This is a genomic window from Streptomyces sp. WM6386 (assembly GCF_000972385.1).
Taxonomy (GTDB): domain Bacteria; phylum Actinomycetota; class Actinomycetes; order Streptomycetales; family Streptomycetaceae; genus Streptomyces.
This window is the reverse complement of sequence record NZ_JXTE01000030.1, coordinates 25,478-40,959: the sequence shown is the minus strand read 5'-3', so window position 1 is coordinate 40,959 and position 15,482 is coordinate 25,478. Positions and strand designations below refer to the sequence as shown.

Annotated in this window: 12 protein-coding genes; 2 read left to right on the top strand and 10 right to left on the bottom strand. The window is 69.5% G+C overall.

The features are described from left to right. Positions 1-246 precede the first annotated feature (246 nt). Positions 247-1,050 carry a TIGR03936 family radical SAM-associated protein gene (locus TN53_RS19945; RefSeq protein WP_046259918.1) on the bottom strand — a complete coding sequence of 268 codons (804 nt, stop codon included), beginning with the start codon at positions 1,048-1,050 and terminating at the stop codon, positions 247-249. A gap of 48 nt (positions 1,051-1,098) precedes the next feature. Continuing rightward, positions 1,099-2,157: a hypothetical protein gene (locus tag TN53_RS19940; RefSeq protein ID WP_046259917.1), complete on the bottom strand. Its 1,059-nt coding sequence runs from the start codon at positions 2,155-2,157 to the stop codon at positions 1,099-1,101. 213 nt (positions 2,158-2,370) lie between these two features. Here TN53_RS19940 and TN53_RS47865 point away from each other — a divergent pair, with 213 nt between their 5' ends. Further along, on the top strand, positions 2,371-3,177 hold the full coding sequence (locus tag TN53_RS47865) for a hypothetical protein (RefSeq protein WP_052745258.1): 807 nt from the start codon (positions 2,371-2,373) through the stop codon (positions 3,175-3,177). Between the two features lie 74 nt (positions 3,178-3,251). On the opposite strand, the gene TN53_RS19930 is transcribed toward TN53_RS47865, so the two are convergent. After that, positions 3,252-4,748 (bottom strand): glycosyltransferase family 39 protein, encoded by a 1,497-nt coding sequence (locus tag TN53_RS19930; RefSeq protein ID WP_052745257.1) that lies wholly within the window; start codon positions 4,746-4,748, stop codon positions 3,252-3,254. Positions 4,749-4,900: 152 nt separating this feature from the next. Between TN53_RS19930 and TN53_RS19925 the strand changes: the two genes are divergently transcribed. After that, entirely contained in the window at positions 4,901-5,995 is a 1,095-nt protein-coding gene (locus TN53_RS19925) for a glycosyltransferase (protein ID WP_052745256.1), read from the top strand. A 46-nt stretch (positions 5,996-6,041) separates the two neighbouring features. Here the strand turns inward: TN53_RS19925 and TN53_RS19920 are convergent, their stop codons facing one another. The 7 genes from TN53_RS19920 to mreC form a co-directional block, all read right to left on the bottom strand. After that, the gene (locus tag TN53_RS19920) at positions 6,042-8,009 is read right to left on the bottom strand and encodes a TIGR03960 family B12-binding radical SAM protein (protein WP_046259915.1); all 1,968 of its coding nucleotides are present in this window, start codon (positions 8,007-8,009) and stop codon (positions 6,042-6,044) included. 82 nt (positions 8,010-8,091) lie between these two features. Beyond that, complete coding sequence (locus TN53_RS19915) at positions 8,092-9,591, bottom strand: CYTH and CHAD domain-containing protein (protein WP_046259914.1); 1,500 nt, start codon at positions 9,589-9,591, stop codon at positions 8,092-8,094. A gap of 74 nt (positions 9,592-9,665) precedes the next feature. Further along, positions 9,666-10,274 (bottom strand): hypothetical protein, encoded by a 609-nt coding sequence (locus TN53_RS19910; protein ID WP_046259913.1) that lies wholly within the window; start codon positions 10,272-10,274, stop codon positions 9,666-9,668. A 21-nt stretch (positions 10,275-10,295) separates the two neighbouring features. Continuing rightward, on the bottom strand, positions 10,296-11,492 hold the full coding sequence (gene rodA / locus TN53_RS19905) for a rod shape-determining protein RodA (RefSeq protein ID WP_046259912.1): 1,197 nt from the start codon (positions 11,490-11,492) through the stop codon (positions 10,296-10,298). Further along, on the bottom strand, positions 11,489-13,741 hold the full coding sequence (mrdA, locus tag TN53_RS19900; RefSeq protein WP_046259911.1) for a penicillin-binding protein 2: 2,253 nt from the start codon (positions 13,739-13,741) through the stop codon (positions 11,489-11,491). Before mrdA ends, rodA begins: the two co-directional genes overlap by 4 nt. An 80-nt stretch (positions 13,742-13,821) precedes the next feature. Continuing rightward, complete coding sequence (gene mreD, locus TN53_RS19895; RefSeq protein ID WP_046259910.1) at positions 13,822-14,502, bottom strand: rod shape-determining protein MreD; 681 nt, start codon at positions 14,500-14,502, stop codon at positions 13,822-13,824. A 13-nt stretch (positions 14,503-14,515) separates the two neighbouring features. After that, positions 14,516-15,463 carry a rod shape-determining protein MreC gene (gene mreC / locus TN53_RS19890; protein WP_046259909.1) on the bottom strand — a complete coding sequence of 316 codons (948 nt, stop codon included), beginning with the start codon at positions 15,461-15,463 and terminating at the stop codon, positions 14,516-14,518. Positions 15,464-15,482 lie beyond the last annotated feature (19 nt).

Below are 15,482 nucleotides of genomic sequence, written 5' to 3'. Positions count from 1 at the left end.
CCGTCAGGCTCCCGGGCGCCGCACCTGGTCCGGCGATGCCGGTGACGTCCGCGGCTCGCGCGATGCGCGGTGCCGCCGTCCGGGGCGCGGGCGCCGCACGGGAGCTCTCTGTGTCCTGTCTCGCCGGTTCCGTACACCCTGTTGGGTACGGCCTGGCGAAAGTCTTCTGGTCGGTGTGCTGCCCGACCCAGGTGGCTCCCGAGTACGAGGGCGGCGCTACGACGTCCGTCCTTCGCGGGACCTTCCCTACGCCGGCGCCTTCGCGGCGGCAGTGGCCGTTGTGGGGGCCTCAGCTGCCTCGCGGTCGGGCGCGAGCGGGTCGGTCACCGTGCCGGTCTCTTCATCGAACAGCCCCTGCGCCAGCCTGGTCACCGCTGCGGGGACCGGCGGCGCCAGGTCGGCCACGGCGCGGAGACCGGACAGGACGTCGTCGGGTCGAACGGCAGGCGTCACGTGCCGAACAACCAGCCGCAGTATCGCACAGGGCTGGTCGGTCGGCCCAGCAAGGGGCGCGGCGTCAGCCGCTCCAGCTGAGCCGACGCTTGCGGCGGGCTGTGGACCGTGCGTCTCTAGTTGTACGACTGCGGAACGGGCGTCGAAGGTACGGATGCCGTTCTTGGTCTTGCGCTGGACCTCGACGGACTCGGCGGCGGTGAAGGCCGCGACCGCGCGCTCGGCGTCGGCCGGGTCCACTCCGTCGAGCCGCAGCTCCCACACCGAGGCCGTGAGCCGGTCGGCGAGCCCGGAGGTCCGGGCCTCGACCGCGTCGATGATGTCGAGGCCGGTGGGCATCGACTCGTCGAGCAGGATCCTGAGTTTCTCGGGGTCCCGCGCCTGGGTGAGGGCGATCTCCAGATACTCCGCCTCACTGCCCGTGCCGGTGGGTGCGGCATTGGCGTACGACACCTTCGGATGCGGCGTGAACCCCGCCGAGTACGCCATCGGCACCTCGGCACGGCGCAACGCACGCTCGAAGGCGCGCTGGAAGTCACGGTGGCTGGTGAACCGGAGGCGGCCGCGCTTGGTGTAGCGCAGTCGGATGCGCTGCACCGCGGGTGCGGGCGGCGGGCCTTCGGGCTGTCGCTTGCCCAGTGTCGTTCAGTCCTTCGTGAGTGCGGTCGTACTGCTACCAAGAGTACGTGTCTCGCGGCCGGACGGTTCCCGTCGGTCCGCCCCGACCGTCTCCCGAGGCTCCCCGAGGAGCATCCGCCGGAAGTCGGCCCGCGCCTGCCGTACGGTCTCCCGGGCGGCGGTGAGCGCCTGCCGCGTGGCCCGCCCCACACTGCGCGCGGCCTCGGCGACGGGCCGCAGCACGAGGTCCCGCATCACATGCCCGACCGGCGTGAGCAGCGTCCGGTACACCCACCGCACCGGGTCCACGAAGATCCACCGGAAGAGGGTCCCGAGGAACCGCCCGACGGCGAGCGAGATGTGTCCGGCGATCCGCCAGGCGTGCCCGAGCGCGTCCCACACCTCCCGCCCCACGACGGCCAGGAACCGGCCGACGGGAGTGAGCACCCACCGCCACAGCACGAGCGCCGGCAGCACGAGGAGCACGCGCGCGATCCAGTACAGGCAGCTGCCGATGCCCCGGAGGATCCAGAGCATGCCGTGCCCGACGGGCGTGAGGATCCACTCGTACACCCACAGGGCGGGGACGACGACGAGGTACCGCGCCAGCCAGGCCACGGCGGTGTACACCCCGAGCCCGATCCCCCGCGTCACCCACATCACACCGTGCCCGATCGGCGTGAGCACACGCGCGTACACCCACGCGAGACCGGCCCCGATCCCCCGCGCGACCCACGCGAAGCCGTGCCCGACGGGAGTGAGCGCATACCGGTACAGCCACACCAGAGGCACGACGACGAGGTATGTCCCCAGCCACCCCAGCCCCTTGCCGAGCGGCACGACCACATACCGCCACAGCCCCACGAGCGGCCACACGAAGACAGCCCGCGCGACCCACAGCAACGCCCTCCCGAACGGCCGCAACACGGTGTCGTTCAGGAACCGCCCAGCCACCACGAGCGCGTCCCACACCATCCGCACCGGCACGACCAGCACGAGAACGACGATCCGTACCGGGATGCGGATGGCGGTGGTGAGACAGCCCTCGGGCTGCCGGGGCGGGGGCAACGACTTCTGCGGTTCCATACCGGCCAAGACGCGGCGGCCGACGTTCTGGATTCGTCCCGCGGATTGCGATGCCGTCACGTCTGCTCACCCGGATCACGCAATCCGCTAGACCGTTTTACCTATTTGACGGCGCGTTCCCCGAGGACAGAGCCGATGTTGTGGGGCGGGCGGGTCACTCTCGCACTGAGGCCGGGACGTCCCTGGCCTGCTGTGCGCAGAAGGAGCATGCCTATGAGTTCCCGACAGACACCGTCGCCGCTCGGCCCGCTGGCCCGCTCGAGGTTCCGCAAGGCCGGCATGCTGGCCTCCCTCACGCTGGTCCTCGCGACCGGAGTGGTCTCGCCCACGGCGGCGGCCGCCGCCTCCGTGTCCGACGACAAGCCGACCGCCGCGCAGCAAGGGGGCAAGAGCTGCCGCCCTCACAAGTCGAGGTCCGCGGAGTCGTACGTCCCCGAGAGCAAGCCCAAGCCCAAGGACAAGTGCAAGGGTGCGACAGGCGCCACCGGGGCGACCGGGCCGAAGGGCGCGACGGGAGCGACGGGCGCCACCGGCGCGGATGGCACGGACGGGGCCACGGGAGCAACGGGAGCCACCGGAGCCACGGGAGCGACAGGGGCAACCGGCGCGACAGGTGCCACCGGCCCCAGCACGTGTGCCGAAATCGACTCCACCCAGGACAGCAACAACTTCGAGCTGCGCGCCGCGCTGACCCCGCCGGTCATGGGCGGCCCGAACAGGGCCTACGCGGGTATCCGTGACCTCAGGAGTAACTCCATCAGCACCTTCAAGTGGACCGACCTCACCGCCAACACCGGCTACCCACAGAACGCTTGCGGGATCGCCGTCGAAGGGCACGCCCAGGGCAATCAGGAGGAAGGGGACGTGCGGATCGACGTCATCACCACTACGGGTCAGGTCTACGAGACCACATGTGAGGTGGACATCGACGACATTGAACTGACCTGCGACGACGAGTGGGCCCTCATCACCTCGCAACCGCTCCCAGGCGCTGACAACAGCAGGAACGTCAAGCCGTAAGCCCCGACTCCCCGGAGCCCGGCACAAGGGGTGTCCCGCAGGTCGTCACGACTGCCGGACACCCCTTGCCGCGTCTACCGTCGGCCCGTGCGCTCCAGCAGACTCACCGTCATCCCCGTCACCGGCCTGCTCTCGGACACCGTGTACCGCCGCTGCAAGGCGCTCGCCTGCGCGGGGTCGATGGCGCTGAAGGGAAAGTCCGTCCCCTGCGTCAGCAGCCAGATGCGCGGCTCGTCCTCGATGCACAGGTCCGGCACGGAGCACTGGACCGCGTACAGGTCGTCGATCCCGGCCGGCGTCCTCGCCAGGAAGACATCGCGCAGCTTCAGATCGCGAGGCAGGTAGTACTGCACTCCGCCGTCCAGTTTCCAGGTGTCGGCACGGTCGTAGACGACGGCGTCCCCGGGACGGTGGAACCGCTCGATCACATCGGCCGCCGCCGCGTAGTCGAGGGGCACCGGGGCGTCGTGCTCGAACGGCTGCCGCATCTGCCTCTGGTCGGGCAGCGTGAGCACGGCCAGCGTCGCGACCAGGGCAGCGGCCGCCTTCCAGCAACGCGAGGCCGCGGCGACCCCCGCACCGGCCAGGAGGGCCCAGGCCGGAAGGGTGAAAAGGACGTAGACGCTGCGGAAGTAGGAGACCTCGCCGTGGGAGGCGGCCCAGACGAGGAGGGGAGGCAACAGGGCCCAGGCCCCGCACAGCACCAGCGGAGCCCTGTGCCGCGAGCGGGCCAGCACAGCCAGGGCGATCAGGGCTCCACCACCCACTGCGGAGGCGAACAGGCCCTGGGCCAGGGAGAGAAGAGCCCAGCCGTCGGGCGCCGGCACCCAGTACAGCTGACGCTGGGCCTGGGACCTGCCGAGCACGGCGAGCGGGGCGACGCACCCGGCCACCGCCGACAGTGCCAGAGCGGCCTTCCACCACAACGAGCGGTCCTGCCGCGCGTGAGCCACGAGCAGACAGGCGTGGGCGAGTACGACGGACAGCGCGATCAAGTGGAGCAGTCCGGTCAGGACCAGCGTGAGCGCGTAGCCGGCCCATCGCCAGAAGCTGCGCGGACGGTCCAGGGCCCGCAGCAGCAGGAGCGTGGCGAGGGCGACCGCGAGCATCACCAGAGCGTAGCTGCGGGCTTCCTGGCCATAGCGGCTCACCGCCGGTGAGATCGCGAAGAGAAACCCGGCCAGAATTCCGGCGCGATATCCGAAGAGCCGTTCCCCGATCAGAGCAATGACGGCCGCCGCACCCGCCACAGCCAATACCGACGGCAGCCGCAGGGAAACAACGGAATCCCCGAACAGCTCCACCCATCCGTGCATGAACAGGTAATACGTGCCGTGTACGGCGTCGACGTTTCCCAGCGTGGCCAGGACCCGGCCGGTGTCCCGGCCCACCATGTCCCAGGTGACCAGTTCGTCGCGCCCCAGCAGGGAGTCGGTCATCCCGTAACCCCCCACGGCGAGGGCGACGGCGAACGGCCACAGCCACAGCATCGGCCCGCGCCGCGCGGACGGGGCCGGGTCGGCGGGGCGGGGTTCTTCGCGAGCCGTGGGGAGCTGAGCGGTGATTACCATAGGAATATCTCCGGTCCGGCGACTGGAACTCCCCACTTATACATCCCGACCCACCGGCGCCCGCTTGTACGGACCGCCAAGGCTCGATAAATTCACCAGCCGCCCCTTTCCGCCGGAGAAAAGAAAAAGCCATGAAAACGGTCTGTCTTAATATGATCGTCAAGAACGAGGCGCATGTGATCCGGCGCTGCCTCGAATCCGTGCTCCCCCTCGTCGACACGTGGGTGATCCTTGACACGGGCTCGACCGACGGAACCCAGGACATCATCCGCGAGACACTCGCCGGCCTGCCCGGAAAGCTGTACGAGAGCCCGTGGAAAGGCTTCGACCTGAGCCGCACGGAGGCGATCGAACGGGCGCGGGAGAGCGCGCGCTATCTCCTGTTCATCGACGCCGACGACGTGATGGAGACCGACCCCGGCTTCACCATGCCGGAACTGACCCATGACTGCTACGACTTCGCGGTGCACCACGGCCCGGTCGTCCACTGGCGCCCGACGATGGTGTCGACCCGGCTCCCCTGGCGGTACGTCGGCGTACTGCACGAGTACCTGGAGTGCGACGGCCGGTTCGACCGGGCGCCCCTGGAGGGCGTGCGCATGGTCATCATGGGTGGCGGCGGGCGGTCGCAGGACAGCGAGCGCAAGAAGTACCTGCGGGACGCCGCGATCCTGAAGGACGGTCTCGCCAAGGAACCGGACAACGCCCGGTACGCCTTCTACCTCGCCCAGAGCTGGCGCGACGCCGACGAACCGGCGAAGGCGCTCGCCGCCTACGACCGGCGCGCGGCCATGGACGGCTTCGCCGAGGAGGCGTTCTGCGCCCGCCTCTACGCCGCCCGCCTCGCCCAGACGCTGAAGCGCCGGACACCCGAGGTCATGGCCCGCTTCCTGGAGGCCCACGAGTACCGGCCCACCCGGGCCGAACCGCTCGGCGAGCTCGCCCACATGTGCCGTGTCCAGGGGAATCGCTGGCCGCTCGCCTACCTGTTCGCGCGACGCGCCACGGAGATCCCGCAGCCCGCCGACATCCTCTTCGTCGAACAGGGCTGGTACGACTGGCAGGCCCTGGACGAGCTGGCGGTGTCGGCCTACTGGATGGGCGCGTACCGCGAGTCACTGGAGTCCTGCGAGCAACTCCTGGACGGCGGCAAACTGCCCGAAGCCCATCGCGAACGCGTCACCGCCAACCGCGACTTCGCCCGCGACCGTCTGGCCGTGCGCGCACCCCGCCCCGAGCCGGTATGAAACGGGGGCCCTTCCCGCCGGGAAAGGGCCCCCCACATCCCGCGCCTCAGTGAGCGTGCCCGGCCGGGGCCGCGTTCTTCACCGTCAGCGGCAGCAGCTTCTTGCCGGTGGGTCCGATTTGAATGGAAGTGTCCATTTGCGGGCACACCCCGCAGTCAAAGCACGGCGTCCACCGGCAGTCCTCGACCTCCGTCTCGTCGAGCGCGTCCTGCCAGTCCTCCCAGAGCCAGTCCTTGTCGAGGCCGGAGTCCAGGTGGTCCCAGGGCAGGACCTCCTCGTACGAGCGCTCACGCGTCGTGTACCAGTCGACGTCGACGCCGAAGTCGGCCAGCGCCTTGTCGGCGCACCGCATCCACCGGTCGTACGAGAAGTGCTCGCGCCAGCCGTCGAAGCGGCCGCCGTCCTCGTAGACCGCGCGGATGACGGCGCCGATACGGCGGTCACCGCGGGAGAGGAGGCCTTCCACGATGCCGGGCTTGCCGTCGTGGTAGCGGAAGCCGATGGAGCGGCCGTACTTCTTGTCGCCGCGGATCTTGTCGCGGAGCTTCTCCAGGCGGGCGTCGGTGTCCTCGGCGGAGAGCTGGGGCGCCCACTGGAACGGTGTGTGGGGCTTGGGGACGAAGCCGCCGATCGAGACCGTGCAGCGGATGTCGTTGGCGCCGGAGACCTCGCGGCCCTTCTGGATGACGTTCATCGCCATGTCGGCGATCTGCATGACGTCGTCGTCGGTCTCCGTCGGCAGACCGCACATGAAGTACAGCTTCACCTGGCGCCAGCCGTTGCCGTACGCCGTCGCCACCGTCCGGATGAGGTCCTCCTCGGACACCATCTTGTTGATGACCTTGCGCATACGCTCCGAGCCGCCTTCGGGAGCGAAGGTCAGCCCCGAGCGGCGGCCGTTGCGCGTCAGCTCGTTGGCCAGGTCCACGTTGAACGCGTCGACGCGGGTGGAGGGCAGGGACAGACCGACCTTGTCCTCCTCGTACCGGTCCGCCAGGCCCTTGGCGATGTCACCGATCTCCGAGTGGTCCGCCGACGACAGGGACAGCAGGCCGACCTCCTCGAAGCCCGTCGCCTTGAGGCCCTTCTCCACCATCTCGCCGATGCCCGTGATCGAGCGCTCGCGCACCGGGCGGGTGATCATGCCCGCCTGGCAGAAGCGGCAGCCGCGGGTGCAGCCGCGGAAGATCTCGACGGACATGCGCTCGTGGACCGTCTCGGCGAGCGGGACCAGCGGCTGCTTGGGGTAGGGCCACTCGTCCAGGTCCATGACGGTGTGCTTGGACACCCGCCACGGAACACCGGACTTGTTCGGTACGACACGGCCGATCCGGCCGTCCGGGAGGTACTCCACGTCGTAGAACGCCGGGATGTACACCGAGCCCGTCTTCGCGAGGCGGAAGAGGACCTCCTCGCGGCCGCCCGGCCGGCCCTCCGCCTTCCACTCGCGGATGATCCGCGTCATGTCGAGCACGGCCTGCTCGCCGTCGCCGATGATCGCCGCGTCGATGAAGTCCGCGATCGGCTCGGGGTTGAAGGCCGCGTGACCGCCGGCCAGCACGATGGGGTCGTCGATCGTGCGGTCGCGGGACTCCAGCGGGATGCCCGCCAGATCCAGCGCCGTCAGCATGTTGGTGTAGCCCAGCTCCGTGGAGAAGGACAGACCGAACACGTCGAAAGCCTTCACCGGCCGGTGGCTGTCCACCGTGAACTGCGGGACGGCGTGCTCCCGCATCAGCGCCTCCAGGTCCGGCCACACGCTGTACGTGCGCTCGGCGAGGACGCCCTCCTGCTCGTTGAGGACCTCGTAGAGGATCATGACGCCCTGGTTGGGCAGGCCCACCTCGTAGGCATCCGGGTACATGAGCGCCCAGCGGACGTCAGTGGACTCCCACGGCTTGACCGTGGAGTTGAGTTCTCCGCCGACGTACTGGATCGGCTTCTGCACATGCGGGAGCAGAGCTTCGAGCTGCGGAAACACAGACTCGGCGGCCGCAGCGACTTCGGCAGGCATCTCGCGAACCTTCGTGGTGGGCTGGACAGACAGGGGTGACCATCTAGCCTAACGCGATCGTGGACCACCCCCGTCCTTCCGCTCAGACCTCCATCGCGCCCTTGATCGACGGCCACGTCACGGGAAGGTCCAGCTCGACCAGCTCGGCCCGCCGCTCCTCGCGCCCGTACAGCACCCCGTAGGTGAACCCGTTCTCCCCCGCCGCGCGCGCCTGACCTGCGAGGTCGCGCAGGGCCTCGCGGGTCATCACGCTGTCCTGGTGATCACCGAGCAGGCCCTGGAGGGACTTCATCGAGCGGACCAGGTCGACGGCGGGCTCGCCGAGGGCCTGGGACGCCGCCTCCGCCGAATACCTCGTCCGCTTGCATTTCTTGCGTGCCTCGTGGATCGCGAGATCCCGGTCGGCACCGGGCGACAGCGCCACCGCCCGCTCGACCAGCTCCGTCAGCTTCCCGAAGTCCTTCCGTACGGCCTTGGGGATCACCTTCGACGGCTGCCCGCCGGCCGCCTTCAGCAGCGGCGGCCCGTCCACCACGGCGTCCAGCGTGGCCAGCAGGTCGAGGTAGCGCTTTGCGTCGAGTACGGCGATCAGCCGGCGGCGCGATCCGCCGTGCCGCGCCTGCGACCAGGTGCGCAGCCGGGTACGGACCGGTCCTGTCAGCAGCACACGCGGCAGTTCGTCGAGGGCGGCGGTCAGACGTTCCGTCAGCACTTCCTGGTCCCGGTCCACGCCCAGCTCGCCCGCGAGCCACTTCAGCTCGGCGCCGATCGGGTCGGTGACGGTGCGGTCGAGGACTTTTCCGTACGACTTGAAGGCGCTGCGCATCCGCCGGGTGGCGACGCGCATGCGGTGCACGGAGTCGTACACGTCCCGCCGGACGGCCGGGTCGAGCTCGACGATGGCGTCCCGCTGGGCCCGTATGTAGGCCATCACGTGGTCTCCGGCGGTCTCCGGTGCCTTTTGGGCCACCTTCCGCCGCTTCACCCCGCCGGTCTCCGCGAGCGCCCGGGCCAGCTTCGAGGCCGACGCGGACGGCCGTACGCCTGTCTTCTTCAGCCGTTTCTCGACCTTGTCGAGGAAGGCGGGGTCGCCGCCGTCGGCGAGCTCGACCTCGATCTCGGTCCACTGGGCGACACCGTCGCCCCCGGTGAGCCGCTCGGCGCGGACGGCGTCCACGCTGACCTCGGCGAGCAGGCCGCCGTCGGCGTCGACGAGATGGCGTACGTCCCGGTCGGAGATCAGCCGGACCACGGGCAGCAGTTCGAGGTCGCGGACGCGCGAGCGGACGAGGCCCGTGAGGATGCGCGGGACGGTGTCGGAGAGGGCCGTCTGGATCTCGTCCCGTACTCCCGGGGCGACGGGGAACTTCAGATGCCAGCCGGCGTCGGAGCCGCCGGTGCGGCGGCGCAGGGTGATCGAGGCCGCGGCGAGGTGTTCGCCCTGGGTGTCGTAGTAGGTGGCGTCCAGTTGTGCGACACCCTTGTCGAGGACGGCTGCGACCCCGGCGACGCCGGTGAGGTCGGGCAGCCCGCTGTCGTCGGACTCGTACTTCCGCTCGATCTCGCGCTTTGTGTCCGCCATGAACTGAACTTAGACGGAGTCGGGGCGCGACGGCAGAGGGCGCCGACCATGAATCCCGGGGGGAGGGCCGGGGATCAGGAGGTGACCAGCGCGCGCATCGCCTCGCCCTCCGGGAACGGTGCGTCCTTCGCCGTCCGGGAGACAAGGAGGATATGGGCGTCCTCGAACTGGTGGTACGACATCGGTTCGGGACCCTGCCCGACGATCACCACACTGTGTTCCAGGCGCCAGCTGACGTACCGGCTGTGGTACTTGGGCTGGCGGATGTCGTGGTCCGGCAGGCCGAGCCGGTCGGTGAAGCGCTGGACGACGGTGTCGTAGTGCGCGTCGAACTCCGGCCGCCAGGCGCCTTCCTGGCTGGTCCAGCCGGGTACGGGACCCCAGCAGTCCTCGTCGAGGATGCCGCCGTCGACCGAGTAGAGGTAGGCGAAGGGCAGATGGAGTATGCCGTCGCCGTCGGCGGTGACGAAGTGCCCCTCCGGGGTGACATGCGTGGCCTCGGGGACATCCGGCGTGTCCTCGTACGCCGGCCCCTGTACCGCTTGTGACCAGTCGGGCCAGCCGGCCTCGCGTATCCGTGCCTCCACGGTCTCGGCGTCGGCCAGATCCAGCTCCGCCAGCCCCAGCAGCCGGCTCACCAGCTCCTCGCCGACCGGGCACACGGCCACGTACTCGTCCGACATTCCACTCCCCCTACCGCAGCGCTACGCCGACATCGGCCGCTGCGCTCTGATCGACTGCAACAATCCGACCGCCACCCACACCGCGAACATGGATGTGCCGCCGTACGACACGAACGGCAGCGGAAGACCGGTGACCGGCATGATCCCCAGCGTCATCCCGATGTTCTCGAAGGACTGGAAGGCGAACCAGGCCACGATCCCGGCGGCGACGATGGTGCCGTACAGCTCGGTCGTCTCGCGGGCGATGCGGCAGGCCCGCCACAGGACGACACCGAGCAGCACGATGATCAGGCCCGCGCCGACGAAGCCCAGCTCCTCGCCCGCCACGGTGAACACGAAGTCGGTCTGCTGCTCCGGCACGAACTGGCCCGTCGTCTGCGAGCCGTGGAACAGACCCGAGCCCGTGAGCCCGCCCGAACCGATCGCGATACGCGCCTGGTTGGTGTTGTAGCCGACACCGGCCGGGTCGAGGCTGGGGTTGGCGAAGGCGGCGAAGCGGGCGATCTGGTAGTCGTCCAGGACGCCGAGCTGCCAGACCGCGAGCGCCCCCATCGTGCCCGCGCCGAGCAGGCCGAAGACCCAGCGGTTGGAGGCGCCGGAGGCCAGCAGCACGCCCAGCACGATGATGACCATGACCATGACCGACCCGAGGTCGGGCATCAGCATGACGATGAGCATGGGTACGGCGGCCAGGCCCAGCGCCTGAAGGACGGTGCGGTGGTCGGGGTACGGCTTGTCACCCGCGTCGACCCGGGCCGCCAGCAGCATCGCCATGCCGAGGATGATCGTGACCTTCACGAACTCCGAGGGCTGGAGCGAGAAGCCGCCGCCGACGACGATCCACGAGTGGGCGCCGTTGACCGTGGAGCCGAGCGGGGTGAGCACCATCAGGATCAGGAAGACCGAGGCGCCGTAGAGGATCGGCACGGCCGTGCGCAGGGCGCGGTGGCCGAGCCAGACGGTGCCGATCATCAGGGCGAACCCGATGCCGGTGTTCATGAGGTGGCGGAACAGGAAGTAGTACTGGTCGCCCTGGTTGATCTCGGTGCGGTTGCGGGTGGCCGAGAAGACCAGCAGCGAGCCGATCATCGACAGGGCGAGGGCCGCGAACAGTATCGGCCAGTCCAGCCGGCGGGCGAGCGAGTCGCGGGCGAACAGCCGCGTCCAGCCCGCCCGTTCGGGCCCGTAGCCGGAGACGGAGAAGCTGTTGCCGGTCATGTGCACATCCTCCGGCTGCCTCGCCTGTGGCGCCGCCTGCGGGTGTTGCGGTTGCCTGTCGCCGGCTTCTCGACGGTCGCGGCCAGCTGGGTCTCGTCGGGCTCGGGGGAGCCCTCCTGGGTCACCCGCTGCTCCTTGCCCGGGTCCTTGGAGACCTTCGGCGACTTGATGGTGCCGTCCGTCTGGACCTTCGGGAGGCTCTTCTGCGGGGTGGGCAGCAGGGCGTCCTTCTTGTTGATCGTGCCGTCGTCGGAGACGCCGTACAGCGCGTCGTAGATGTTGCGGACCGCGGGGCCCGAGGCGCCGGAGCCCGTACCACCCTGGGAGATCGTCATGACGACCGTGTAGTCCTTGGTGTACGTGGCGAACCAGGACGTCGTCTGCTTGCCGTAGACCTCGGCGGTACCGGTCTTGGCGTGCATCGGGATCTTGTCCTGGGGCCAGCCGACGTCGGCGAACCGCCAGGCGGCGGTACCGCGGGTGGCGACTCCCGCGAGGGCGTCGTCCATCTCGGCCAGCGTCTTCTGGCTTATGGGCAGCTTGCCGTGCGCCTTGGGCTTGATCTCGTCGACGGTCTTGCCGTCCGCGCTGACGATGGCCTTGCCGACGGAGGGCGTGTAGAGGGTGCCGCCGTTGGAGATCGCCGCGTAGATGGTGGCCATCTGGATGGGGGTGACGAGGGTGTCGCCCTGGCCGATGGAGTAGTTGACGGAGTCACCGGCACGCATCAGGTTGCCTTCGAGGCAGTTCTCGTAGGCGATCTGCTCGGCGTACGTGCCGCCCTTCTTGCCGGTCTTGCACCAGACGTCCTTGTTGGCCTTCCAGTAGTCGAGCTTCCACTGGCGGTCGGGGATGCGGCCGGTGACCTCGTTGGGCAGGTCGATGCCGGTCTCGGCGCCGAGGCCGAACTGGTGGGCCGTCTTGTAGAACCAGTTCTTGGCGTCCTTCTTCGGCTTGGTGCCGCCGTCCTTCTTCCACTCCTCGTGGGAGAGCCGGTAGAAGACGGTGTCGCAGGAGACCTCCAGGGCGCGGCCGAGGCTGATCGGGCCGTATCCCTTGGTCTCGAAGTTCTTGAAGACCTGGCCGCCGATCGAGTACGAACTCGAGCAGTTGTAGGGGCCGTCGAAGGAGTACCCGGCGTTTATGGCAGCGGCGGTCGGGACCACCTTGAAGATGGAGCCGGGCGCCGACTGGCCCTGGATGGCCCGGTTGAGCAGCGGGTAGTTGGAGTCCTTGCCCGTCAGCTTGGTGTAGTCCTTGGCGGAGATGCCGCCGACCCAGGCGTTGGGGTCGTAGTTCGGGTTGGACGCCATGGCGACGACGCGGCCGGTCTTGGCCTCCATGACGACGACGGCGCCGGAGTCGGCCTTGTAGTTCTCGCCGGTGTTGTCGTCGAAGACGTCGCGGGCCTTCTTCATCGCGTCGTTCAGTTCGTACTCGGCGACCCGCTGGACGCGGGCGTCGATGCTGGTGACGAGGTTGGAGCCGGGCTGGGCATCGTCGCTGGCGGCCTGGCCGATGACGCGGCCGAGGTTGTCGACCTCGTAGCGGGTGACGCCGGCCTTGCCGCGCAGTTCCTTGTCGTACTCCCGCTCCAGGCCGGAGCGACCGACCTGGTCGGAGCGCAGATAGGGCGAGTCGCTGTCCTGGGCCTTGGTGAGCTCCTCGTCGGTGACCGGGGAGAGGTAGCCGAGGACCTGGGCGGTGTTGGCCTTGCCGGGGCTCGCGTAGCGGCGCACGGCCTCGGGTTCGGCGGTGATGCCGGGGAAGTCCTCGGCGCGCTCGCGGATCTGCAGGGCCTGCTTGGCGGTGGCCTCGTCGGTGATGGGGATCGGCTGGTACGGCGAGCCGTTCCAGCAGGGCTGGGGGGTCTCGGCGTCGCACAGCCGGACCTTCCGCATGACCTCCTCGGGCTTCATGTCGAGGACACCGGCGAGCTTGGTGAGGACGGCCTTGCCGTCGTCCTTCATCTTCAGCAGGTCGGTGCGGGAGGCGGAGACCACCAGCCGTGTCTCGTTGTCGGCGATCGGCACTCCGCGCGCGTCGAGGATCGAGCCGCGGACGGCGGGTTCCACGACCTGCTGGACGTGGTTGCCTGACGCCTCCTTCGCGTACTCGTCGCCCTCGCGGATCTGGAGGTACCACAGGCGCCCGCCGAGGGTGCCGAGGAGGGACAGGACGAGGATCTGGATCACGATGAGCCTGATCTGGACCCGTGGAGTCCGACCGGTCTCGGGGATGTTGGTCACTGCGGCTGCCGCCCCCTCTCAGTGTGTGTACGTGTCATATACGGCGAACCTGTGAACACGGCCCGCCAACGCGCGCGCACTCACAGCCGCTTGACCCCCTTGATGCGACCGACGCGCGCGGTCCGGGTCCGGGCCCTGGTCTTCAGCGCGCCAAGACCGCCCCGCTGACCGCCGATCTTCAGGCCCGTGCCGGAGGAGAGCCACCCGGAGGAGATGTCGGTGGCCTTCTTGGCGGAGGTGTTGGTCTCCGCGAGGGGGTCGTTCTCCGCGCGGCGGGCGAGCGCCATGATGCCGGGGACGACGAAGGGGGCGAGCAGCAGGTCGTACAGCGCGGCCGTGAACAGCAGGCTGCCGAGGCCGACATGACGGGCGGCGGTGTCGCCGACGAGGGCGCCGACACCGGCGTAGAGCAGGGTCGTGCCGACGGCGGCGGCGACCACGACGAGCATCGGGCCGGTGGCCGACTTGAGTCTGCCGTTCTCCGGTTTGGCGAGCCCGGCCAGATAGCCGATGACGCACAGCACCAGGGCGTAGCGCCCGGCCGCGTGGTCGGCGGGCGGCGCGAGGTCGGCCAGCAGTCCCGCGCCGAAGCCGACGAGGGCGCCGCCGACATGGCCGTAGACCATCGCGAGACCGAGGACGGTCAGCAGCAGCACGTCCGGGACGGCGCCCGGGAGGTGGAGCCGGGACAGGACGCTGACCTGGAGGACCAGGGCGACGACGACGAGGGAGGTGGAGAGCAGGATCCGGTTGACACGCAAGGGGAATCAGCTCCTACTGCTCTTGCTCGAACTGGCCGTCGACAGGGGCGTTCGCGGACGGGGTCACCGTGACGGTGACCGTCGGCCGGGGGGTCGGTTTCGGCTTGTCGGGCAGCACCGTGTCGCGCGGGTCCTTCTTCGGGGCCTCGACGACGACGCCGACGATGTCGAGCTTGGTGAAGCCGACGTACGGCGTGACGTAGACGGTGCGGGTGAGGTCGCCGCCGGAGGGGTCGACGCGGGAGACGATGCCGACGGGGACGCCGGGCACGAAGGGCTTGTCGGCCTGGGAGCCGAAGGTGACGAGGCGGTCGCCCTTCTTGATCTCGGCCTTGCCGTTGAGGAGTTCGACGCGCAGCGGGCGGTCGCCCTGTCCGGAGGCGAAGCCGAGCTCGTCGCTGGCCTCCATGCGGGTCCCGACGGTGAAGTCGGGGTCGTTGGCGAGGAGCACGGTGGCGGTGTTCGGGCCGACGGTCGTCACGCGCCCCACCAGTCCGTCGCCGTTGAGGACGGTCATGTCGCGCCTGATGCCGTCGTTGGCGCCGACGTCGATGGTGATCGTCCAGGAGAAGCCCTGGGCCGCTCCTATGGCGATGACCTCGGCGCCCTTGATGCCGTACTGGCCCTCGCCCGCGACCTTCAGCATCGAGTTCAGCTGCTTGAGGCGGCTGGTGTTGCGGTCGTCGCTGCCGAGCTTCGCCTTGAGGGCCGCGTTCTCCTTCTCCAGCGCGGCGAGCCGGTCGTGCCGCTCGCCGGAGTCGCGGATCGCGGAGACCGCGTTGCCGACCGGGTTCACGGCGGACGACACACCGTCCTCGATGGGGCCGAAAACCGTGGCCGCGGCCTGGCGGGCACCGTCGACCGGCGAATCCTCCCCGCCGCGGATGTCCACCGTGATCAGTGCGAACGCGATGGCGATCAGCAGCACCAGGAGCAGCCGGCTCTCTCGTGTGTCCCTCACGTGCGGCGGCCGTGCCTTC